At 71.7% G+C, this 21758-nt stretch carries 20 protein-coding genes; 7 read left to right on the top strand and 13 right to left on the bottom strand.

What is annotated here, in order from left to right; all coding sequences use genetic code 11:
* Positions 1–409: 409 nt before the first annotated feature.
* The 7 genes from ACLJQE_RS43345 to ACLJQE_RS43375 all read right to left on the bottom strand — a co-directional run bounded on the left by ACLJQE_RS43345 (position 410) and on the right by ACLJQE_RS43375 (position 5779).
* A complete protein-coding gene (locus ACLJQE_RS43345; RefSeq protein ID WP_410645691.1) occupies positions 410–619 on the bottom strand; it encodes a hypothetical protein in 210 nt (69 codons plus the stop codon).
* A gap of 123 nt (positions 620–742) precedes the next feature.
* Positions 743–1609 (bottom strand): Ku protein, encoded by an 867-nt coding sequence (locus ACLJQE_RS43350; RefSeq protein WP_410645692.1) that lies wholly within the window; start codon positions 1607–1609, stop codon positions 743–745.
* A gap of 86 nt (positions 1610–1695) precedes the next feature.
* A complete protein-coding gene (locus ACLJQE_RS43355; protein WP_410645693.1) occupies positions 1696–2922 on the bottom strand; it encodes a styrene monooxygenase/indole monooxygenase family protein in 1227 nt (408 codons plus the stop codon).
* Positions 2923–2975: 53 nt separating this feature from the next.
* The gene (locus ACLJQE_RS43360) at positions 2976–3602 is read right to left on the bottom strand and encodes a GTP-binding protein (protein WP_410645694.1); all 627 of its coding nucleotides are present in this window, start codon (positions 3600–3602) and stop codon (positions 2976–2978) included.
* Positions 3577–3969 carry a DUF742 domain-containing protein gene (locus tag ACLJQE_RS43365; protein WP_410645695.1) on the bottom strand — a complete coding sequence of 131 codons (393 nt, stop codon included), beginning with the start codon at positions 3967–3969 and terminating at the stop codon, positions 3577–3579. The genes ACLJQE_RS43360 and ACLJQE_RS43365 overlap by 26 nt, the downstream gene beginning before the upstream one ends.
* A 65-nt stretch (positions 3970–4034) precedes the next feature.
* The gene (locus ACLJQE_RS43370; protein ID WP_013227092.1) at positions 4035–4472 is read right to left on the bottom strand and encodes a roadblock/LC7 domain-containing protein; all 438 of its coding nucleotides are present in this window, start codon (positions 4470–4472) and stop codon (positions 4035–4037) included.
* Entirely contained in the window at positions 4469–5779 is a 1311-nt protein-coding gene (locus ACLJQE_RS43375) for a sensor histidine kinase (RefSeq protein ID WP_410645696.1), read from the bottom strand. The genes ACLJQE_RS43370 and ACLJQE_RS43375 overlap by 4 nt, the downstream gene beginning before the upstream one ends.
* Before the next feature lie 352 nt (positions 5780–6131).
* Here ACLJQE_RS43375 and ACLJQE_RS43380 point away from each other — a divergent pair, with 352 nt between their 5' ends.
* Genes ACLJQE_RS43380 through ACLJQE_RS43390 form a run of 3 tightly spaced genes read left to right on the top strand, consistent with a single transcriptional unit; the run spans position 6132 to position 10527 of the window.
* Positions 6132–6797: a TetR/AcrR family transcriptional regulator gene (locus tag ACLJQE_RS43380; RefSeq protein WP_410645697.1), complete on the top strand. Its 666-nt coding sequence runs from the start codon at positions 6132–6134 to the stop codon at positions 6795–6797.
* The gene (locus ACLJQE_RS43385; protein ID WP_410645698.1) at positions 6791–8524 is read left to right on the top strand and encodes an ABC transporter ATP-binding protein; all 1734 of its coding nucleotides are present in this window, start codon (positions 6791–6793) and stop codon (positions 8522–8524) included. Before ACLJQE_RS43380 ends, ACLJQE_RS43385 begins: the two co-directional genes overlap by 7 nt.
* Positions 8521–10527: an ABC transporter ATP-binding protein gene (locus ACLJQE_RS43390; RefSeq protein ID WP_410645699.1), complete on the top strand. Its 2007-nt coding sequence runs from the start codon at positions 8521–8523 to the stop codon at positions 10525–10527. The genes ACLJQE_RS43385 and ACLJQE_RS43390 overlap by 4 nt, the downstream gene beginning before the upstream one ends.
* A 40-nt stretch (positions 10528–10567) precedes the next feature.
* Here ACLJQE_RS43390 and ACLJQE_RS43395 read toward each other — a convergent pair whose 3' ends face one another.
* Positions 10568–11944 (bottom strand): amino acid permease, encoded by a 1377-nt coding sequence (locus tag ACLJQE_RS43395; protein ID WP_410645700.1) that lies wholly within the window; start codon positions 11942–11944, stop codon positions 10568–10570.
* A 107-nt stretch (positions 11945–12051) separates the two neighbouring features.
* On the opposite strand from ACLJQE_RS43395, the gene mmuM reads away from it, so the two are divergent.
* Together mmuM and ACLJQE_RS43405 are read left to right on the top strand one after the other, a co-directional pair.
* Complete coding sequence (gene mmuM / locus ACLJQE_RS43400) at positions 12052–12963, top strand: homocysteine S-methyltransferase (protein WP_410645701.1); 912 nt, start codon at positions 12052–12054, stop codon at positions 12961–12963.
* A gap of 109 nt (positions 12964–13072) precedes the next feature.
* Positions 13073–14149, top strand: coding sequence for a DNA polymerase ligase N-terminal domain-containing protein (locus tag ACLJQE_RS43405; RefSeq protein WP_410645702.1), 1077 nt, complete (start codon positions 13073–13075; stop codon positions 14147–14149).
* A gap of 44 nt (positions 14150–14193) precedes the next feature.
* Here ACLJQE_RS43405 and ACLJQE_RS43410 read toward each other — a convergent pair whose 3' ends face one another.
* From ACLJQE_RS43410 to ACLJQE_RS43420, 3 genes are all read right to left on the bottom strand, one after another.
* Positions 14194–15660: an MFS transporter gene (locus ACLJQE_RS43410; protein WP_410645703.1), complete on the bottom strand. Its 1467-nt coding sequence runs from the start codon at positions 15658–15660 to the stop codon at positions 14194–14196.
* Between the two features lie 194 nt (positions 15661–15854).
* Positions 15855–16739, bottom strand: coding sequence for a non-homologous end-joining DNA ligase (gene ligD, locus ACLJQE_RS43415; protein WP_410645704.1), 885 nt, complete (start codon positions 16737–16739; stop codon positions 15855–15857).
* A gap of 162 nt (positions 16740–16901) precedes the next feature.
* On the bottom strand, positions 16902–17606 hold the full coding sequence (locus ACLJQE_RS43420) for a DJ-1/PfpI family protein (protein ID WP_410645705.1): 705 nt from the start codon (positions 17604–17606) through the stop codon (positions 16902–16904).
* A 99-nt stretch (positions 17607–17705) separates the two neighbouring features.
* On the opposite strand from ACLJQE_RS43420, the gene ACLJQE_RS43425 reads away from it, so the two are divergent.
* Together ACLJQE_RS43425 and ACLJQE_RS43430 are read left to right on the top strand one after the other, a co-directional pair.
* Positions 17706–18683 (top strand): GlxA family transcriptional regulator, encoded by a 978-nt coding sequence (locus ACLJQE_RS43425; protein WP_410645706.1) that lies wholly within the window; start codon positions 17706–17708, stop codon positions 18681–18683.
* 211 nt (positions 18684–18894) lie between these two features.
* Positions 18895–20508: a YibE/F family protein gene (locus tag ACLJQE_RS43430; RefSeq protein ID WP_410645707.1), complete on the top strand. Its 1614-nt coding sequence runs from the start codon at positions 18895–18897 to the stop codon at positions 20506–20508.
* Here ACLJQE_RS43430 and ACLJQE_RS43435 read toward each other — a convergent pair.
* Positions 20480–21109, bottom strand: a complete 630-nt coding sequence (locus ACLJQE_RS43435) for a hypothetical protein (protein ID WP_410645708.1) — start codon at positions 21107–21109, stop codon at positions 20480–20482. The two genes, ACLJQE_RS43430 and ACLJQE_RS43435, sit on opposite strands and share 29 nt — an antisense overlap.
* A complete protein-coding gene (locus ACLJQE_RS43440) occupies positions 21106–21681 on the bottom strand; it encodes an MBL fold metallo-hydrolase (RefSeq protein WP_410645709.1) in 576 nt (191 codons plus the stop codon). The genes ACLJQE_RS43435 and ACLJQE_RS43440 overlap by 4 nt, the downstream gene beginning before the upstream one ends.
* Positions 21682–21758 lie beyond the last annotated feature (77 nt).

The raw sequence follows: 21758 nt of genomic DNA on the forward strand, positions 1-21758 counted from the left end.
CCGCCACGGCCTGGCGCGTCAGCAGCAGAGCTGGCGCGCCAGGCCGTTCGGCCTTCTCCCGGCCGGAAGATCACGGCCGGGAGAAATGGCTTCGAACCTGATTCCGGTCCGAGGTTTCACCGGCGCTGCGGCGCCGGTGAAAAACGTACTGGCGATTTCCCCTTGCCCCGTGAATCGCCGGCGCCGACCCATCCACAACGGACACCCGTCCCGGGAACGAAAAGGGTCCTCCGGCTCCGAGGGGGAGGGAGAGCCGAAGGACCCCGTTAGTGTTAGCACATCGCCAAGCCGCTGTACACAGCTGCATACACGATCGTGTGACGTCCTTGACGGCATCCGAACGCCGGGCAGGCCTTCCCGGCGGGCGGGAAGCCCGGCCGGGAAGGCCTGCCCGATCCTGGCGGGAGGCTCAGGAAACCTGGTGCAGCAGGGATTTCCGCGGCGCGGCGACACAGCTACACCCGCCGCCGACGCCCTGGCAGTCCACGATCAACGCGTGACGCACGCGGTCACCGTCCGCACAGGCCGGATCAGTGCACTCGGCGAAGCCGACTTCCGGGTGCACCACCAGCGTGCCGTGACAGTGATCGATCCCGGCGTCACAAGAAGCACACTCCATGACCGGCCGCCTTCCCGCGCTCGTGAACGACGTGCACCCCAAGGTAGGACGGCGCAGCGCGCGGGCGCGGTACTCCGGCGGCGTGTCGGCACAACCACCCGTCCGAGGCGGGTACCGGCGAGCTCAGGCGGGCTTGGGTGCCCGCTTGCGGGTGGCCGGCTTCTTCTTCGCCGGCTTGGTGTCCTCTTCGGACGCCTCCGAAGAGGACTGACGCGACTTCTTCGCCGCGTCCACACTGGCCTGCAGCGCCGCCATCAGGTCGACGACGTCGGCCTTGGCGGTGACGGCGGCCGGCTTGGTCGTCTCGTCGCCCGCGACCTTGGCCTCGATCATCTCTTCCAGGGCTTCGCGGTAGTGGTCGTGGTACTTCTCCGGCTCGAACACCGGCTCGGCCAGCGAGTCGATCAGCGAACCGGCCATGGTGAGCTCCTGCGGCCGGATCTGCGGCGGGTCGTCGCGCAGGAACGGGAAGTCGGGCTCGCGGACCTCGTCCGGCCACAGCATCGTCGTCATCACCAGCACGTCGGCGTGCACCCGCAGCACGGCCATGCTTTCCCGCTGCCGGACCGCGACCTTCGCGATGGCCACCTGGCTCGACTTGTGCAGCGCGTCCCGCAGCACGATGTACGGCTTCACCGCGTTCTTCTGCGGCTCCAGGTAGTACGTCCGGTCGTACTGGATCGGGTCGATCGACTCCAGCGGCACGAACTCCAGCACGTCGATCGTGCGCTGGCTGGCCAGCGGCAGCTCGGCCATCTCCGCGTCGGTGATCACCACCATCTCGCCGTCCGGCAGCTCGTAGCCCTTGGCGATCTCGGCGTACGGCACTTCCTGGCCGTCGATGGTGCAGAACCGCTTGTACTGGATGCGGCCGCCGTCGGCCTCGTGCACCTGGCGCAGGGAGACGTTCTTGTTCTCGGTGGCCGCGTACATCTGGATCGGGATGCTGACCAGCCCGAAGGACACCGAGCCCTTCCACATCGCCCGCATGCCAAAGCACCTCCGAGGTCGTCTTCACGCTACGTAACAACCGTAGCCCGAATCGTCCCCCGGCGACAGTCCGCCGCGGCGACGATCTAGACCTCTGCCAGGTATTTCTCCCAACGTGCCGGATCCATGAACCAGTGCTGGAAGTCGGCCGGGTCGGTGAACCCGTTCGCGAAGCGCCGGGCGACCGCCGGGTTCTGCCCCGCCACCCCGAGGATCTGGAGCACGTGCGGAGGCGGCGGCAGGAGGAGGGCGTTGGTCCATTCGGTCACGTGCCGGGCGTACTCCCAGTAGCGCTCGAACGTCGCTTCCATCCACCCCGCGTCGAACGGCCGGTCGCCGCGCTCGACGATCGCGTCGAGGTAGGTCGCCGCGCAGTGGCTCGCGTTGTTCGAGCCCTGGCCGGTGATCGGGTCGTTCGCCACGACGACGTCGGCCATGCCCAGCACGATCGCCCCGCCCGGCAGGGTGCCGACCGGGCGCCGGACCACCGGCGTGTACCCACCCGCCAGGGTGGCCTTCGCGTCGGTCAGCTCCGCGTCGCGGCAGCGGTCGTACTCCCACGGCACGAACTGCCGCATCAGGTCCAGCAGCCGCCGGAAGTGCTCGGCCGGGCCCGGGTGGTCGTCGAAGCAGTCCAGCGGCCCGCCGGGCACGCCTTCGAAGAAGAGGATGTCGCAGTTCCCGCTCAGCGTGTACGCCGGGATCATGAACAGCTCGCCGACACCGGGCACGATGTTGAACCGCACCCCCACCTTGTCCGGGTGCTCCGGCCGGCGGCCCACCCCGTGGGCGTAGGCCAGCGACAGCGCGCGCATCGGCCGCGTGTACGGCGACCGCTCGGGCACCCGGTCGAACAGCTGGACCAGCTCGCCCTTGCCCGCCGAGATGATCACCAGGTCGTACAGCCGGGCCAGCGCGTCCAGTTCGGACGTCATCACGCCGTGGATGACGAGCTTGCCGCCGCGGTCTTCGAACAGCTCGAGCCAGCCGGCCATCTTCACCCGCTGGTCCACCGACTGCGCGGGGTGGTCGAGCTCGGCGAACCAGTCGAGCGCGCGGCCGCCGTCCGGCGCGGCCACCGAGACGCCGAGGCCTTCGACGTCGACCGTCTCGGCCTCCCACAGGTTGATCCCGAGGTCACGCTCGTGCTGCAGTGCGTCGTGGAACATGCACTGCGTCGACATCACCCGCCCGGACCGGATCTCCTCCGGCGTCCGCGCGGACATCACGGTGACGTCGTAGTCCCTCGCCTGCAGCCCGAGGGCCAGCTGCAGACCGGACTGCCCGGCGCCCACGACCAGGACCTTGCGCATGGAGCTCTTCACCTTCCGGGGCTGGGACGTACAGGGCTGGGACGTGCAGGGAGTCAGGCGTGCGGGGCGCTGCCGGCGAGCTCGCGGCCCGCCGGGCCGGAGAGCACCGCCAGCGACAGCGTGTGGCCGACCAGTTCGGTCAGCGTGGCGATGGCCGACGCGCGATCACGGGCGTCGCACGTGACCAGCGGGACGGCCGGGTCGAGCGCCAGCGCGTCGCGCACCTCCTCGAGGTCGTGCACCGGCTTGCCCTCGAACTGGTTGACCGCCACGACGAACGGCAGCTCCGAGTCGTTCTCGAAGTAGTTGATCGCCGCGAACGACTCGTCGATCCGGCTGGTGTCGACCAGCACGACCGCGCCGAGCGCACCGCGGCTCAGGTCGTCCCACAGGAACCAGAACCGCGCCTGCCCCGGCGTGCCGAACAGGTACAGCAGCAGGTCCGGGCGCAGCGTGATCCGCCCGAAGTCCATCGCCACGGTGGTGGTCGACTTGTTGCCCGGCGGCAGGTCGTCGACGCCCTCCCCGGCCTCGGTCATCCACGCTTCGTTGCTCATCGGCGGCACTTCCGACACCGCACCGACGAAGGTGGTCTTGCCGACACCGAATCCCCCGGCGACGACGATCTTCGCGGAGATCGTCAGCAGATCGCCCTCAGGCGGGGAGCCGCTTGAGCCCATCAAGGATCCTCTCGAGGACGTTGGTGTCGTGGCGGTAGGCGTGCGCGGTGGGGTGGACGAACACCGCACCCTGGGAGGCGAGGTCGCCGAGCAGCACCCGCACCACACCCAGCGGCAGGTCCAGCCCGACCGACAGCTCGGCGACCGAGCAGCGCACCCGGGCGCGTTCGTAGAGCGAGCGCGACTCGGGCATCAGGGTGTCGCTCAGCGCCGGGTCGTACTGCGGCACCGAGATCAGCGTCTCGACCAGCAGCTGGTGGCGCGTGCCGGTGCGGCCGCCGGTGAGCGCGTACGCGCGGATCCGGCGGCTCCGGCGCGGCAACGGGGTGTCCGAGGTGGACACTGCGGACACTGTGGACACGGGCATCACATCCTCGTCGGGCGATCGGGGGCTCCGCCCCGGATCCCCGAAAGACTGGTCTGGCACGGGCGTCACATCCGGGGCCGGCGCGCGGTCAGCACCTGCCGCAGCTCCGCGCGCACCTCGGGGGTGAGCGCGTGACCGGCGTTGGTGATGAACTGGGTCATCTCGTAGGCGACCACCTTCATGTCCGCCTCGCCCGAGGTCAGCACCGCGAGCCCGGCACCGGAACCGATGCCCATGAACAGGAAGTAGCCGTGGGTGAGCCGGATGATGATCTGCTCGCAGGCGCCCTTCCCGAACAGCGCCGCGCTGTTGCCCGCCAGCGAGAGCAGGCCGCTGGCGATCGCGGCGAGCTGTTCGGCTTCGGCCTCGCCGACCGAGTCCGACGCGGTGAGCGGGAAGCCGTCCACGCTCATGATGAGCGCGTGGCTGACGCCGTGGACCTTGCGCACGAAGTCGTCGAGCAGCCAGGCGAAGTTCGCCGTGGCCGGGTGGGGAGCGCTCACCGGGCGGTTCCTCCGGGCGTCTCGTCCTGCCGGGTGCGGTTCTCCGCCCGCGCCGCCTGCTCGCCGTCGGCGAACGCGCCGAGGTCGGCGAGCAGCCGCTCGTGCCCGGCGGGGTCCCCCTCCGGCGGCGACGGCGGGGGTGGCGGTGGTTCCGGGGCGGCCCCGCGGATGCTGCCGGGCACGCGGCGCGGCAGGCCGTTCGCCGTGGTCCCGCCGACGGTCCCCTCGACCACCGGGCGGGGCCGGGGGCTGGGCTTGCGCAGGGCCTCCGGCTGCGCCGTCTCCCGGGGGAAGGTGCCGGCGCGGCGGCGCGGCAACCCGCCGACGGTGGCCGGCTCACGGCCGGCCCCGGCCTTGACCGGTTCGACGGTGACGGTGCCATCCGGGGCTCCGCCCCGCGTCGGGGGCTCCGCCACCCGAACCCCCGAACCGAAGACCGTCCTCGTGCCCGACCAAGCGTGCTCGGCAAGTTCGGTGACGATGCCGGTGGGCAGCAGCACGGTGGCGACCGTGCCGTGCGGGCTGCGCCGGTCGAGCCGCACGGTGACGCCGTGCCGGGCGGCCAGGCGGGCGACCACGGCGAGCCCCATGTGCCGCGCCGCGGCGTCGTCGAGGTCGCCGCCCGCGGCCAGCCGCGCGTTGAGGTCCCCGATGCGGTCGGCGGGGATGCCGATGCCCTCGTCCTCGATCCGGACGAGGACGCTGCCCTGCTCGGTCAGGTGCGCGCTCACGTGCACCGGCGAGCTCGGCGAGGACTGGTTGGCGGCGTTGTCGAACAGCTCCGCCAGCACCCGGCCCAGGTCCTCCGCGGCGAAGCCGACCACGCCGAGGTTGACCACGCGGCCGATGGTGATCCGGGCGTAGTGGTTGATCGACGACATCGCCTCGCGCATGAGGTCGAGCACCGAGGTCGCGCGGGCCGCGTCGCCGGCGGTGTCCTGCCCGGCCAGCACGCGCAGGTTCTCGGCGTTGCGCCGCAGCCGCGTGGCGAGGTGGTCGAGCTGGTAGAGCTCGGCGAGGCGGTGGTGGTCCTCCTCCCCCGCCTCCAGGTCCTCCAGCCGCGCCAGGAGCTGGTCGACGAGGTTGAGGTCCCGCAGGGCGACGCTGGCGCAGATCTCGGCCAGCACGCCTTCGCCGTCGGGCGCCACCACCGGCTCCGGCTGCGTCAGCTCCACGAACGCCGGCCCGGCGGGGGGCGCGTGGCCGGAGTGCTTCGGAGGCGCGGTGAGGAACTGCCCGGCGGCGACCCGCGAGCGGTCCAGCAGGACGCGTGATCGATCCAGGAGTTCCCGGGCCCGGCTTGCCATGTGGTCCCACTTCTTCCTTGATCGAGTGCGGGAGACGACCGTGCGGCGCCGCTCCCCGGCGGCGATGCGGGGACATGCAAGCAGAAAAGTTCGTGGGATGTCCACAGGCGGTCCCCGTGCGATCGCGGTCCGTGACCGGAATTTCGCAGCGTCGCTGCTGGTGAGCGCAGTCGATTAGGCCAATCGGTCCATTTTTGCAAATTGCGGGTCGCAACACTGCGCACACGGCCGGCGAACCCGCAGCCGAGGGAGGCCCTGGCCGCGAACTCCCAGGTCGCGCCCCGATTTGTCGCAAACTTGCGTGCCGCGCAATTTTTTGCGTGGCACGCAAGTTTTTCGCTACACTCTGCGCATGCCGCCGGACGACCCGCCGAAGCTGACCCTGCGCGAGCGGAAGAAGCGCGAAGCCCGCCGGGCCCTCGCTCAGGCCGCGATGCGGCTGACGCTGGAGCGGGGGCTGGAGAACGTCCGGGTGGAGGACATCGCCGGCGAGGTGGGTGTCTCGCCGCGCACGTTCAACAACTACTTCTCCAGCAAGGAGCAGGCGGTCTGCGCGGTCGTCGTCGACCGGCACGAGGGGATGCGCGAGGCGCTGCTCGCCCGGCCGGCGGACGAGCCGCTGTGGGAGTCCGTCAAGCAGGCGGTGCTCGAGCAATATTCACGTGAAGGCGAACCGGATCGCGCGTATGTTGCGCGTATCCGGGAGCTGATGGGCCAGCTCATGCTGCGTGGAGAATTCCTGAACGCCCACGCGGCGGTCGAGCGGGTCCTCGCCGAGACGATCGCGAGCCGGGTGGGCGGTGTGGACCACCTGCTGTGCCGGCTGATGGCCTCCTCGGTGGAAAGCGCCGTCCGCGTCGCCTTCGTCAACTGGTTCACCGAAGGCGAACCGCTCCTGCCCACCCTGGAGCGGCTGCTGGACGAGCTGGCCGCCGGGATGCCGACCCTGACCCGCGCCACCGCACCCGAACCCGACCCGAACACCACCACCACTCCACTGGGGGAATCGTTGTGCTAGTCAAGCTCCTGCGCAGCCACCTGCGCCCGTACCGGAGCACGCTGTGGGTGATCGTGCTGCTCCAGCTCGTGCAGACGATCGCCATGCTCTACCTGCCGACGCTGAACGCCGACATCGTCGACAATGGACTGATCAAGGGCGACATGCCCTACATCCTGCGGATCGGCGCGGTGATGCTCGCCGTCACGCTGGCCCAGATCGCCGGCTCGATCGGCGCGGTGTACTTCGGCGCGCGCACGGCGATGGCGATCGGCCGGGACATCCGCGCCGGGGTCTTCCACCGGGTGCAGGACTTCTCCGCCAGGGAGGTCGGCCAGTTCGGCACGCCGTCGCTGATCACCCGCACCACCAACGACGTCCAGCAGGTCCAGATGCTGGTCCTGATGACGCTGACGCTGATGGTGTCCGCGCCGATCATGTGCGTCGGCGGCATCATCCTGGCGCTGAACCTCGACGTGCCGCTGTCGTCGCTGCTGCTCGTGATCGTCCCCGTGCTCGCGGTCTCGGTCGGCCTCGTCATCGCCAAGATGCGTCCCGCGTTCCGGCTGATGCAGGAGCGCATCGACCGGATCAACCAGATCCTGCGCGAGCAGATCATGGGCATCCGCGTCATCCGCGCGTTCGTGCGGGACACCCACGAGCGGGAGCGCTTCGACGTCGCCAACGACGAACTGCTCACCGTGTCGCTGCGGGTCGGGCGGCTGATGGCGCTGATGTTCCCGATCGTGATGCTGGTGATGAACGTGTCCAGCGTCGCGGTGCTGTGGTTCGGCGGCCAGCGCATCGACTCCGGCAGCATGCAGATCGGCGCCATGACGGCGTTCCTGTCCTACCTGCTGCAGATCCTGATGGCCGTCATGATGGCCACGTTCATGTTCATGATGGTGCCGCGCGCGGAGGTCAGCGCCGAGCGGATCAGCGAGGTGCTCGACACCGAGTCGAGCGTCCGGCCGCCGGCGTCGCCGATCCGCCCGGGTGCGGTGCGCGGGCACCTCGAGCTCTCCGGCGTGGAGTTCCGCTACCCCGGCGCGGAAAAGCCGGTGCTGTGCGACATTTCGCTGATCGGGCGGCCCGGGGAGACCACGGCCGTGATCGGGTCGACCGGCACCGGCAAGACCACGCTGCTCAACCTGATCCCCCGGCTGATGGACGCCACCGCCGGCACGGTGAAGGTCGACGGCGTCGACGTCCGCGACCTCGACCCGGCGGTGCTCGCCCGCGCGGTCGGGCTCGTGCCGCAGAAGCCGTACCTGTTCGCCGGCACGGTGGCGAGCAACCTGCGGTACGGAAACCCGGACGCCACCGACGAAGAGCTGTGGCACGCACTGGAAGTGGCCCAGGGCAAGGACTTCGTCGAAGCGATGGCCGAGGGCCTCGACGCGCCGATCGCCCAGGGCGGCACGAACGTCTCGGGTGGCCAGCGGCAGCGGCTCGCGATCGCCCGGATGCTGGTGCACAAACCGGAGATCTACCTGTTCGACGACTCGTTCTCGGCGCTCGACTACGCGACCGACGCGGCCCTGCGCCGCGCGCTCGTGTCGGAGACGAAGGACGCGACGGTGGTCATCGTCGCCCAGCGGGTCAGCACGATCCGCGGCGCCGACCGGATCATCGTCCTCGACGAGGGCCGCGTCGTCGGCACCGGCACCCACCACGAACTCATGGACGGCAACGAAACCTACCGGGAGATCGTGCTGTCCCAGCTCACCGAACAGGAGGCGGCGTGAGCACCACCGAATCGCCCGAAGCCGCCGTCACCGAGGCCGGGGAACGGCCGACCGCCGAGCGGCAGCAGAACACCGGGGCCGCGGGACCGGGGTCCCGCTGGATGGGCGGCGGCGCGCCGCCCGAGAAGGCGCTGGACTTCAAAGGCTCCCTCAAGCGGCTGCTGCGGCTGCTGCGGCCGCAGCGGGTGGCCCTGATCGGCGTCCTCGCGTTCGGCGCGGCCAGCGTCGCGCTGACCGTGATCGGGCCGAAGATCCTCGGCGAGGCCACCGACGCCATCCTCGCCGGCGTGCTCGGCAAGCAGGTGCCGCCGGGGGTCACCAAGGAACAGGTCGTCGCCGGCCTGCGAGCCCGCGGCGACACCACGCTCGCCGACATCTACAGCCGCGTCGACCTCGTGCCCGGCGTCGGGATCGACTTCGACAAGGTCGGCCAGATCCTGCTGACCGTGCTGGCGCTGTTCGTCATCTCGTCGTTCCTCGGGCTCATCCAGGCCCGGTTGACGACTACCCTGGTGCAGCAGGCGGTGTACCGGCTGCGCCGGGAGGTCGAGGACAAGTTCGCGCGGCTGCCGCTGAAGTACTTCGACCGGCAGCCGCGCGGCGAGGTGCTTTCCCGCGTCACCAACGACATCGACAACCTGGCGCAATCGCTGCAGCAGACGCTGTCGCAGATCGTCTCGTCGCTGCTGACGGTGGTCGGCGTGCTGATCATGATGTTCCTCATCTCGCCGCTGCTGGCGCTGATCGCGCTGCTCACGGTGCCGCTGTCGGCGGTCGTGGCGGCGAAGGTCGGGAAGCGGGCGCAGCCGAACTTCATCAAGCAGTGGTCGACGACCGGGAAGCTCAACGCCCACGTCGAGGAGATGTACACCGGACACTCGCTGGTCAAGGTGTTCGGCCGCCGCGACGAGTCCGCGGCCATCTTCGACAAGCAGAACGAAACGCTGTACCAGGCGAGCTTCCGGGCGCAGTTCATCTCCGGGATGATCCAGCCGGCGATGATGTTCATCGGCAACCTCAGCTACGTGCTGGTGGCGGTGATCGGCGCGCTGCGCGTCGCGTCGGGCAGCCTCACGCTGGGCGAGGTGCAGGCGTTCATCCAGTACTCGCGCCAGTTCAGCCAGCCGGTGACGCAGATCGCCAGCATGGCGAACCTGCTGCAGTCCGGGGTCGCTTCGGCCGAGCGGGTGTTCGCGCTGCTCGACGCCGAGGAGCAGGCCCCGGAGCCGGCGGACCCGGAGCGGCCGTCGGTGATCCGCGGGCGCGTGGAGTTCCAGGACGTCTCGTTCCGCTACCTGCCGGACAAGCCGCTGATCGAGGGCCTCTCGCTGACCGTCGAACCCGGGCAGACGGTGGCCATCGTCGGCCCGACCGGTGCCGGGAAGACGACGCTGGTCAACCTGCTCATGCGGTTCTACGAGCTCGACGGCGGGCGGATCACGCTCGACGGCGTCGACATCGCGAAGATGAACCGCGAACAGCTGCGCGACCAGACCGGCATGGTGCTGCAGGACGCGTGGCTGTTCGGCGGCACGATCGCGGAGAACATCGCCTACGGCGCGGACGACCCGAGCCGCGAGGAGATCGTCGAAGCGGCGAAGGCAACGCACGTGGACCGCTTCGTGCGGACCCTGCCGGACGGGTACGAAACGGTGCTCGACGACGAGGGCGGCACGGTCAGCGCGGGTGAGAAGCAGCTGATCACGGTGGCGCGGGCGTTCCTGGCCCAGCCGGTGATCCTCATCCTCGACGAGGCGACCAGCTCGGTCGACACCCGCACGGAGGTGCTCATCCAGCGGGCGATGAACTCGCTGCGCAGCGGCCGCACGAGCTTCGTCATCGCGCACCGCCTGTCGACGATCCGCGACGCGGACGTGATCCTGGTGATGGAGCACGGCCGCATCGTCGAGCAGGGCGACCACGAGACCCTGCTGCACAGCGGTGGTGCGTACGCGCGGCTGTACGCGGCGCAGTTCGCCGAAGCCATGGCGGAGACGGACTGAGAAGTCTCGGGCGTGGGTCGCCGCGGCGCCCCACGCCCGCTCAGCCCGCGTCGGCCGGGGCCGGCCGCCGGGCCGAGAGCCAGGTGTGGACGAGCAGTCCGGCGACGAGGAACAACGTCCCCTGGTAGACCGCCGCGTATCCGGCCCCGGCGATCAGCCACCCGGAGACGGCAAACGCAACCCCGGCCACGGTGACGTCCAGGGCCAGCCGCCCGCCGCGTACCTTCTCCCGGTCTCCGCGTGCCAGCCAGTGGAGCTGGGCGGCCGCGGACAACAGGTAGGGGACGGCGGCGGTGAAGCTCGTGATCAGCACGAGGACCCGGAAGACCTCCGCGGTCCCGCTGAGGTAGTTGAAGAGGATCAGCACGGAGGCCAGTACGACGCCGATCAGCGCGCCGGCCCAGGGCACGCCCCGGCGCACGCGGGTGAAGACCCGCGGGAAGAGCCCGTCGACGGCGGCGGCGTAGGGCATCTGGGCGCTCATCAGGATCCAGCCGTTGAGCGCGCCGACGATCGACAGCACCGCCGCGGCGGCCATCACCACACCACCGGCCGTTCCGCCGAACATCGCGTTCAACGCGTCGGAGAACGGGGCCGCCGAGCCGGCCAGCGCGGCGTGCGGAACGAGACCGAACACCGCGACGGTGCCCAGCACGTAGACCACCGCGGAGGCGACCGTGCCCAGGACGCCCGCCCGGATGACGTTGCGCTCGGGGTTCCGCACTTCACCGGCGCTGACGGCCGCCGACTCCACGCCGAGGTAGGAGTAGAGCAGGATGGCCGCGGCGGCCGACATCGAGGGCAGCACGCCCTGACCGGTCGCGTCGAACGGGCCGAAGTTGTCCGCGTGGACGAAGAACGGGCCGAGGACGGCGACCACCGCCAACGGGAGGAACTTCAGGACGGTCGAGACGATCTGGGCGGCGGCGACGTACTCGAGTCCCGCGAAGTTCGTGAGCGCGGGCAGCCACAACGCGGCCAGCGCGAGGGCCGCCTGCCAGCCGGCACCACCGGGCACCGGCAGCAGGATCTGCAGGTACCCGACGGCCGCGACCGCCAGTGCCGCGTTGCTGGTCCACGTCATCGTCCAGTAGGACCAAACCGACACGAAACCGGCGAAATCGCCGAAGGCCTCGCGCGGGTAGACGTAGAGCCCGCCGGTGACCGGCGTCCGGGCGGCGAGCCTGCCGAAGAGCACCGCCAGCGCCACCGCACCCACGGTGAGCACGACCAGTGCGACGATGCTCACCGTGCCGTACGGCGCGACCGTCGCGGGCAGCAGGAACACGCCCCCGCCGATGATGTTGCCGGTGACCAGGCACACCGCGGTCAGCAGGCCGAACCTGCGCTTCGCAGGCTGTGCGGCGGGACTGTCGGGGCTCCGGCCTGGCTGCGGCGCGGCGGTGTTCGGCGGCATGCTCACTCTTCCGGGTGGGGACGTCCCTTGTGGACGTTCGGCGGCTCGTGGATCCTACGAGCCGGGAAGGACTGCTCCCACGGACTGGGAGTGCTACGTTCGCCCGCGTGCCGAGTTCCCTCGAAACCGCGTTGTCCCGCGGCCCGGTCGTCGTCGACGGCGGGCTGTCCAACCAGCTGGAGGCGGCCGGACACGACCTGTCCGACGAACTGTGGACCGCGCGCCTCCTGCGCGACGACCCGTCGGCGATCGTCGACGCGCACTCGGCCTACTTCGCGGCCGGGGCGAGCGTCGTCCTCACCGCGAGCTACCAGGCCAGTTTCGCCGGATTCGCCCGCCACGGCATTTCCGCCGAGGAGACCGCGAAGCTGCTGCACCGCAGCGTTTCCCTCGCTCAGACCGCCCGGGACCGGTACGCCGGACCGGCACGTCCACTGTGGATCGCCGCCTCGGTCGGGCCGTACGGCGCCACCTTGGCCGACGGCTCGGAGTACCGGGGCCGGTACGGCCTGACCGCGACGCAGCTCCACGACTTCCACCGGCCGCGGCTGGAGGTCCTCGCCGAGGCCGGCCCGGACCTGTTCGCCGTCGAGACCATCCCGGACGTCGAGGAAGCCGAGGTGCTCGTCCGGATCGCCGCGGAGCTGGACGTCCCGATGTGGCTGTCCTACACCGTGGACGGCACCTCGACCCGGGCCGGCCAGCCGCTCCGCGAAGCCTTCGCGCTCGCCGCCGGGGTCCACCGGGTGATCGCGACGGGGATCAACTGCAGCGCACCGGATGACGTGCCGGCCGCCGTCGCGCTCGCGGCGGAGACGACCGGGAAACCGGCGGTCGTGTACCCCAACAGCGGCGAGGTGTGGGACGCCGCGGCCCGCCGGTGGACCGGCCGGGCGAGCTTCGCGCCGGAGGACGTCCGAAGCTGGGCCGACGCCGGCGCCGGGCTGCTCGGCGGCTGCTGTCGAGTAGGCCCGGCCGAGATCGCCGGACTGGCCGCAGCAGTCGCAACGCCGCCGTGACGGACCAGCGAGCCGCGGCAGAACGCCCGGCGGTGACCGGTCGGGGGTCTCCGGCCCGGGTCCCGGTACCCTGAAAGCTCTTCGAGCGGAAGGGGTACTGGGGGCGACCATGGCCGACAGACTCGAGGAATACCGCCGCAAGCGAGCCCGCGACCGCACCCCCGAACCCTGGCCGGACGGCCCGCCCGTCCCCGGGGACAACGACCTCTTCGTCATCCAGGAGCACCACGCCACCCGGCTGCACTGGGATTTCCGGCTGGAACGCGACGGCGTGCTCGTCTCCTGGGCGGTGCCGAAGGGCCTGCCGCGCTCCCCCGGTGTGCCCCGGCTCGCCGTGCACACCGAAGACCACCCCATGGACTACCTCGCCTTTTCCGGCGAGATCCCCGCGGGCGAGTACGGCGGCGGCTGGATGACCGTGTGGGACACCGGGACGTACGAAACCCTGCACTGGAACGACCACAAGGTCGAGGTGGTCTTCCACGGCGCCCGCGCGCGCGGCAAGTACGTGTTCCAGAACCGGCACGACGAGGACGGCCGCGACTGGACCCTGCGTCGCCTCGACCCGGCGGACAACGGCCACGAAGAGGCGCCCGAATTCCTCGAGCCGATGACGGCGGTGCCGGGCGAGCTGCCGTCGCCGGCCGAGGACCACGACTGGGCCTACGAGTTCGCCTGGGGCGGCGCCCGCACGATGTTGTGCGTTTCCGGCGGCCGCATCACGGCGCACGACGACACCGGCGCCGACGTCACCGGCCGGTACCCCGAGTTGCACAAGCTCGGCGAAACCCTCGGCTCGACGGAAGTACTGCTGGACGGCGAGATGGTGGTGGTCCGCGAAGGCCGCCCGGACGCGAAGGGCCTCGGCGAGCGCAGCCGTGCCGACGGGAACGACGCGAAACGGATGATGAAACACTGCCCCGCGTTCTTCTTCGCGTACGACCTGCTGCACTACGAAGGCCGTCCGACGGTGGACCTCCCCTACGTCGGGCGGCGGGACATGCTGACCGACCTCGGGTTGTCCGGCGGCAACTGGCAGGTGCCGCAGTACTTCCGGGGCAACGGCGAAGCGGTCCTGGCCGCGGCGCACGAGCACGGGCTCGGCGGCATCTACGCGAAACGCGCAGACAGCGTCTACCGCCCCGGCAAGGCCGCGGATGGGGACTGGCGCCACCTCGAGACGTGACAGCGGCCGCCCCCGGGGACGGGGACGGCCGCTGTCGACGTGCCTCAGTGCGCCGACGGGGTCCGCGGCTCCGGAACCACCTGCAGCCTCCCGCCATCCGGCTTCCGCAGCAGCGCCAGGGCCAGCACCAGACCCACCGCCGCGAAGATCACACAGGCGACGAAGCCCTGGGTGAAGCCGTCCATCACCGCGGCCGGATTGGTGGCCGCCTCGGCCATGTGGGACGCGATCACCGTCGAGACGATCCCCACGCCGATCGCGCCGCCGACCTGGAAGGCCGCCGTGTTGAGACCGGACGCGATGCCCGCGTCCTTCTTGGCGATGCCGCCGAGCGCCGCCGCGGCCAGCGCGACCGGGCCGCCGCCGAGACCGAATCCGAACAGGACCAGGCCCGGGAAGACGTGCCCCCAGTAGCTGGCTTCCGGCGTGATCCCGGTGAGCAGCAGGCAGCCGACACCGAGCAACAGGACGCCGGTGACGGCGACCGGCCGGATACCGACCCGGTTCAGCACCGCAGAAGCGAGGTAAGCACCGATCACCGCGGCGATCGGCATCGCCGACTGGCTGAGCCCGAACTCGAGCGCGGTGTAGTGCAGCACGCCCAGCGAGTACTGGGAAATCGTCACGGACATGCCGAACGCCAGCATCGCCGCGATCCCGGTGACGAGGTTGCCGCCGACGAGGGCGCGGGAACGGAACAGGCGCAGCGGCACCAGCGGCGAAGCCGAGCGCTTCTCGATCACGATCGTCAGCGCGACGAGCACGACGAACACCGCGGCGAAGCCGATGGTGTGGAAGCTGACCCAGCCCTTCGCGGGCGCCTCGACGAGGATGTAGACCAGCAGGCCGAGCGCGGCCGTGCTGACCACGGCGCCCCCGAGGTCGAACGTGCGCTGCTTGCCCGCGTCCTTGCTCTCCCGCAGCAGCACCGGGCTCAGCACCAGCATCAGCAGCGCGACCGGGACGTTCACGAAGAAGATCGACTGCCAGCCGAGCCAGTCGATGAGCGTGCCGCCGAGCAGCAAGCCGACGGTCGCGCCGATCGAGGCGATCCCGGACCACGCCGCGAACGCCTTGTTGCGCTCACGGCCTTCGGGGAACGTGTTGGTCAGGATGGACAGCGCGGTCGGCGCCATCAGGGCGGCGGAAACGCCGTGCAGCGCCCGGGCGACCAGCAGGACCTCGCCGTTCCAGGCCAGCCCGGACAGCAGGGAAACCAGCAGGAACAGGGCGGTCCCGATGATGAACACCTTCCGCCTGCCGAGCAGGTCGGCCGCGCGGCCGCCGAGCAGGAGCAGGCCGCCGAAGGTCAGCAGGTTGGCCGACAGGGCCCACTGCGCCTGGACCGGCGACAGGTGCAGGTCCGCCGAGATCGACGGCAGCCCCATGATGACGATCTGGGCGTCGAGGATCACCATGAAGTTGGCCGTGCAGAGCAGGATCAGGGCTTTCCAGCGGCGCGGGTCCAGACCCTGCGCCACCGAGGTGGGGGCGGCTTGAGCGAGGTTCACGGCTCTCTCCTTCGAGCGAAGACGGCGTTTCTCCGCGGTCCGTAGGTCTGCGTCGACCGTACGGAGGAGGAGTGCCTCCCCCTTCCTCCCGATTGCACAGGGATTTCTTCCCGCCTGCGGTTCCCGCCGAGCCCGGAACTGCCCGCGAGCACGCGGACACGCGCAGCTCAACCCGCGATACCGGCCGCCTCCCGCTACAGCTTCTTCAGCTGCTCCATCGCCTTCGCGGGGGAGGCCGCGTGCTCGGCCATGCCGGCCCACGGATCCTCCTTGCGCGCCAGGCGTTCCTTGATCCGCTTCGGCGTCCAGCCGTCCGGCTCCGCCTTGCCCAGTTCGTGCCAGTCCAGCGGCGTCGCCACCCCCGCCGACGGCCGCGCGCGCAGGGAGTAGGGCGCCACGAACGTCGAGGTGTAGCCGTTGCGCAGGACGTCGAGGTACACGCGGTCGCCGCGCTGGTTCTTCCGCACCGCCGTGGTCAGCCGGTCGGGGTCGAGCCGGGCCAGCACCTCGGCGGCCGCCTTGGCCAGGTCGCGGACCTCGTCGTAGGTCTGGCTCGGCTCCAGCGGCGCGACGACGTGGAACCCGCGCCCGCCGGTGGCCTGCAGGTACGCGGTGAGGCCGGCGGCGGTGTAGACGTCGCGAACCATGCGCGCGATGTCCCGCAGGTCGGCGACGGTGGTGCCCTCGGGGGGATCGATGTCGATCAGCACCATGTCCGGGTGCTCCAGGTCGTCCACTGTGGACGACCAGATGTGGTACTCGATCGCGGCCTGGTTGGCCAGGTACACCAGCGTCGCGGCGTCGTCGCAGAGCACGTGCCGGACGTCGCTCGTGGTCCGCTGCGGGATCGCCTCGACGCGGATCCACGACGGCAGCTTCGGGCTGGCTTCCTTCTGGTACCACGTCTGGCCGGCGATGCCGTTCGGGTAGCGGCGCAGGGTCAGCGGCCGGCCGCGCAGGTGCGGCACCATCGCCTCGGCGACGGTCCGGTAGTGCCCCACGACGTCGCCCTTGGTCAGCCCGGCTTCGGGGTAGTAGATCTTGTCGGGGTTCGACGTCGCGATCTCGTCGGGCTCCACCGGGGCCTCCCTCGCCGGGCGGCGGCGGGCCCGTCCACCCGCGCACACTCCACTGCCGAGCGTGCCCGGCCGGCGCCCGGCACGTCCACTCCGAGCGTGCGCGGAATCCCCCTTCCGGCCCGGCGGGGGACCCGCTCACCCGGATGGCCGTCGACGTTCGCCTCAGGCGTGGGCGAGCAGCTTCGCCAGCAGCTCCGGGTTCTCCGCCAAGCCCTCGCGCAGGGTGTGCTCCCGCAGCGGCTTCAGGTCTCCGTAGGGCTGGTTCGCCCAGTCCAGGCTGCCCTGCGGCGGCTCGGGGTCGTACTCGATGGCGAACTGGATGTTCGTCGCGAGCCGCCGTCCGGCCAGCCGTTCCGCCAGGTGCAGTGCCAGGTCGATGCCCGCCGAGACGCCCGCCGCGGTGATCACCGGGCCGTCCTCGACCCACCGCCGGGCGACCGGGGTCGCGCCGAGCGCGGGCAGCAGGTCGCGGAACATCCAGTGCGTCGTCGCTTCCCGGCCCTCCAGGAGCCCGGCCGCGCCGAGGACGAGCGAGCCGGTGCAGACCGACGTCACCAGCTCGGCGCCCGCGGCCGCGGTGCGCAGCCAGGCGAGGAGGCGCTCGTCGGCCATCGCGCGCAGCGTCGGGACGGTGCCGCCGGGCACCAGCACCGCGAAGGGGGACGGCACTTCGTCGAACGTGTGGCTGGGGGCGATCCGCAGCGGCGTGTCGGTGCCGACGGTCTCCTTGGTGGCGCCGACGACGACGGTCCGGTAGCGCGGGTCCAGCCGGCCGAGCGCGCTCAGCACTTGGAGCGGGCCCACGAGGTCCAGCGGCGTCAGGCCGGGGTAAACGACGAAGGCGATGGTCTTCTGGTCATCGGTCATGCGATCCACGGTGGCGTCGGCCCGGGCGGCGGGTGGCGCGGATGTCCGAATTCCTGCGAACCACGTCCGAGCGCCGGTCCGGACTGCTAGCGTTCGATCATGCCAGGCTCACCCAGACGGGTTGCGATCGTCGGTTACGCCGACGCCGAGCTGCTGGACATCGCCTGCCCCGCCGACGTGTTCGACGCCGCCAACCGGCTCGGCGCGCGGCCGCCGTACGAGCTGCAGCTGGCTTCGGTCGACGGCCACGGCATCCGCACCTGCTCCGGGCTGACGCTGCAGCCGCACCTGCGGCTCGACCAGGTCGCCGGCGACCTCGACACACTGGTCGTCGCGGGCGGCTGGGGCAGCACGGCCGCGGCGGCCGACGAGCGCGTCCTGGCCCACGTCCGGCGGCTCGCCCGCACCAGCCGCCGCGTCGCGTCGGTGTGCACGGGCGCGGAGGTGCTCGCGGCGGCGGGCCTGCTCAACGGCCGCCGCGCGACGACGCACTGGCGGTACGCCGCGCGCCTGGCCCGCGACTACCCGTCGGTGACGGTGGACCCGGTGCCGCTGTACGTCCGCCACGGCAACGTCTACACGGCGGCGGGCGTGACGAGCGGGCTCGACCTGACGCTGTCGCTGGTGGAGGCCGACCACGGCCCGTCACTGGCCCGCGAGGCGGCTCGCGCGCTGGTCACCTACCTGCAGCGGCCGGGCAACCAGGCGCAGGTCAGCCTGTTCCTCACCGGGCCGCCGCCGGAGCACCGCGAGGTCCGTGACCTCACGGCGTACATCACCGAGCACCTCGACGCCGACCTCGGCACGCCGGCGCTGGCGGCCCGCGCGGGGCTCAGCACCCGGCAGCTGACCCGCCTGTTCGACGCCCACCTGGGCACCACCCCCGGCCGCTACGTCCGCACGATCCGCACGGAACAGGCCGCCCGCCTCCTGTCGGGCACGGACCTCCCGCTGGCCACGATCGCCCGCCGCTGCGGCTTCGGCTCGACGGAGACGTTGCGCCAGGCCTTCCTCGACCACTTCGACACCCCACCGTCGGCCTACCGCCGCGTCCACGTCCGCCAGGCCTACGGCTGACGCCGTGTCGCCCCGCCCATCACGCGAGTTGCGCCTCCCATCACGCGAGTTACGTCTCCCATCACGCGAGTTACGTCTCCCATCACGCGAGTTGCGGTTCTGATCACGCGTGGTGCCCCGTGCCGGAGCGGACGACACGGCGCATCGGGACGAACCGGGCCGTCGGCGGCCCCTCGCGCGGGGTGCGGAATCCCGCTGTCAGGATGTGCGGGTGGACCGTCCTGACCTCGACGACGACGAAACCGGCCCGATCCGCCGGATCACGGACGAGGTGTCCCCTTCGCCGGGTCACGGGACGTCCGGAACGCCGGGTGCGCCCCGGAAGCCCGTCCGCCGCACTCCGGCCGAGGGCACCCGCCGCGCGCCCGACCCCGCCCGCCGCCGCACCGACACCGGACCGCAGCGGGTCCCGCCCGCGGACAGCCGCGGCGACGACGGGCCGCACCGCACGGCCCACACCGGCTCTCTCCGGGGCCCCGGAGAGAACAGCCGCGCAGCGCTACGCCGCCGAGGCGACACCGGGCCGCAGCGAGCCGCCGAAGCCGGTGCCCGGCCCCGGCGCAAAGCCGCGCCCGAAACCCCCGAAGCCGCACACGCGGGCCACGGCCACGGGCACGGGCACGGCCCCGCCGCCCCGGCGTCCAAGCGGGTGCGGCTGCTGCTGATCTGGCTGCTCGCTCCGCTCGCCGTCGCCACCGTCGTCGGCATGATCGTCCTCTACCCCTGGGGCAAGGCCGCCCCCACCAGCGTCGTCCCGCAGGGCACGCCCGTGCACGCCGACATCACGGCCACCAACACCGGCCCCTGCCTCGCGCAGGGCCAGGTGCAGGTCGGCGACCAGACGGACCCGGACGCCAAACCGTGCCTCACCGTCGAACTCACCATGACCGACGGCCCGGCGTCCGGGAAGCCGCTGCGGCTGACCGTGCCGATCGAGCCCAGCACACCCCGCTTCGCCGCCGGGGACGCCGTCGTCGTCGCCTACAACGGCGGGAACGCCGATGACCCCGCCAGTTTCCAGCTGGTCGACTTCCAGCGCGGCACCCCGCTGCTCGTGCTGGCCGCCCTCTTCGCCGTCGCCGTGCTCGTGCTCGGCCGGTGGCAGGGCATGGCCGCGCTGGTCGCGCTCGGGCTGTCCTTCGTCGTCATCGCCCTGTTCATCCTCCCGGCCATCCTCGCCGGGGAAAACCCCCTCGTCGTGGCCATCGCCGGGGCGGGCGCGATCATGTTCATCGCGCTCTACCTGACCCACGGCCTCTCCGCGAGAACCTCCGCGGCCGTGCTCGGCACGCTCGTCAGCCTCGCCCTCATCGGCGTCCTCGCCGCGATCTTCTCCGCCGCGGCCTCCCTGACCGGCCTCGACGACAGCACCTCGACGCTGATCGGCTCCCTCGGCCACGGCATCGACGCGCGCGGGCTGCTGCTCGCCGGCGTCGTGATCGGGGCCCTCGGCGTGCTCGACGACGTCACCGTCACCCAGACCAGCGCGGTCTGGGAGCTCCGCCGCGCCAACCCGGACCTGACCTGGCGCGAGCTGTACAGCTCCGGCCTGAGGATCGGCCGCGACCACGTCGGTTCCGCGGTCAACACGCTCGTGATGGCCTACGCCGGGGCCGCGCTGCCGGTGCTGCTCTACTCGTCGATCTCCGGCGTCGGGCTCGGTGCGCTGCTCGGCAGCGAGGACATCGCGCAGGAGATCATCCGCACGCTCGCCGGCAGCGTCGGCATCGTCGCGGCCGTGCCGGTGACCACCGTCCTGGCCGCCCTGATCGCCTCCCGCGAGCCGGCCGCGCACCTCAGTCCAGCGTTGCCACGAACCGGCTGACGGCTTCCATCGTGAAGCGCTGCACGTACTTGCCCGGCGGGGCCACCGACGCCAGCCGGTAGAGCGGCCGCTCCGCCACGCCGGACCCGCGCGCCTCGGCCTTGAGCTCGGCCACCAGCAGTTCGCCGAACACGAGGCCGTTCGCCTCGGTGTTGTTCATCAGGGCGTTCGCGAGCATCCGCAGCGGGACGATGCCCAGCTCGCGCCCGCCCGTCCCGGAGAACACGGCGAGGTCCACCTTCGCCACCTTGCCCCGCTGGCCCGCGTTGACCAGCAGGCTCACCGTGCGGCTGCCCCGGACGTCGCCGACGACGAGGTCGAGCCGGGTCGCCGCCGTCAGGTCGACCCGGCGCAGCCCCCACGTGCGCACGAGCAGCGTCGAGCCCTCCAGCCAGACGCGGCGCCGGATGCTGACCGCCATCACGTACAGCAGCGGCAGGGCGATCACCAGCGCGACGACCAGGCCGGTCACCGTGCCGCCGATCAGGCCGGCGATCCCGCCGAACGCGGCCGCGACGATCACCACACCGATCAGGCCCGAGATGCCGCGACGGCGACGGCCGCGCGGGTCCTCCTCGAACAACGCGATTCGTTCGGTCATCCGCACGCCCCCGTCCCGGCGAGGAACGGGTTGCCCGCGCGTTCCCGGCCGATCGTCGTCGCCGGGCCGTGGCCCGGCAGCACCACCGTCTCGTCGTCCGGGAACGCCGCCAGCAGGTCCCGCAGCGCCTCCGCCACGTCGCCGCGGCCCACCGACCCGGCGAACAGCGTGTCGCCGGTCAGGGCGAGCCGTCCGCCCTCGGGCGTCGCCAGGCCCAGCACCACCGAGCCCGGGGTGTGGCCGGGCACGTGCCGGACGTCGACGGCCAATCCCGCGAACTCGCCCGGCTCGAGGGGCACGCTGTCGCCGTCGTACAGCTCGGCGTCGGCGGGGTGCAGGTGCAGCGGGACGCCGTGGTCCGCCGACAGCGCCGCCGCCGAGGCGACGTGGTCCGGGTGCCCGTGGGTGGCCAGCAGCGCCGCCGGGACCAGCCGGTGCTCGGCGAGCGCGGCGGCCAGCGGAGCGGCCACCTCCTGGCCGGGATCCACGACCACGCACGGCCCGCCGGCGGCCGCCGCCAGCAGGTAGCAGTTGGCCTGCAGCGGGCCGCTGCCGAACCCGACGACGAGCACCGAACGCCTCCCCGGACATCCGCGCCGGATGGCGCCGATCACGATCGGGTTGAGACTAGCGGGCCCTGTACATGGTC

Source organism: Amycolatopsis sp. lyj-346, assembly GCF_046548975.1.
Taxonomy (GTDB): domain Bacteria; phylum Actinomycetota; class Actinomycetes; order Mycobacteriales; family Pseudonocardiaceae; genus Amycolatopsis.

Excerpts from the sequence above, each read along its gene's own strand:
- ACLJQE_RS43405 (WP_410645702.1), top strand. The coding sequence starts at position 13,073 with ATGGCCGACAGACTCGAGGAATACCGCCGCAAGCGAGCCCGCGACCGC.
- ACLJQE_RS43395 (WP_410645700.1), bottom strand. The coding sequence starts at position 11,944 with ATGCCGCCGAACACCGCCGCGCCGCAGCCAGGCCGGAGCCCCGACAGT.
- ACLJQE_RS43425 (WP_410645706.1), top strand. The coding sequence starts at position 17,706 with ATGCCAGGCTCACCCAGACGGGTTGCGATCGTCGGTTACGCCGACGCC.
- ACLJQE_RS43380 (WP_410645697.1), top strand. The coding sequence starts at position 6,132 with ATGCCGCCGGACGACCCGCCGAAGCTGACCCTGCGCGAGCGGAAGAAG.
- ACLJQE_RS43345 (WP_410645691.1), bottom strand. The coding sequence starts at position 619 with ATGGAGTGTGCTTCTTGTGACGCCGGGATCGATCACTGTCACGGCACG.
- ACLJQE_RS43350 (WP_410645692.1), bottom strand. The coding sequence starts at position 1,609 with ATGCGGGCGATGTGGAAGGGCTCGGTGTCCTTCGGGCTGGTCAGCATC.
- ACLJQE_RS43365 (WP_410645695.1), bottom strand. The coding sequence starts at position 3,969 with ATGCCCGTGTCCACAGTGTCCGCAGTGTCCACCTCGGACACCCCGTTG.
- ACLJQE_RS43360 (WP_410645694.1), bottom strand. The coding sequence starts at position 3,602 with ATGGGCTCAAGCGGCTCCCCGCCTGAGGGCGATCTGCTGACGATCTCC.
- ACLJQE_RS43435 (WP_410645708.1), bottom strand. The coding sequence starts at position 21,109 with ATGACCGAACGAATCGCGTTGTTCGAGGAGGACCCGCGCGGCCGTCGC.
- ACLJQE_RS43420 (WP_410645705.1), bottom strand. The coding sequence starts at position 17,606 with ATGACCGATGACCAGAAGACCATCGCCTTCGTCGTTTACCCCGGCCTG.
- ACLJQE_RS43375 (WP_410645696.1), bottom strand. The coding sequence starts at position 5,779 with ATGGCAAGCCGGGCCCGGGAACTCCTGGATCGATCACGCGTCCTGCTG.
- ACLJQE_RS43355 (WP_410645693.1), bottom strand. The coding sequence starts at position 2,922 with ATGCGCAAGGTCCTGGTCGTGGGCGCCGGGCAGTCCGGTCTGCAGCTG.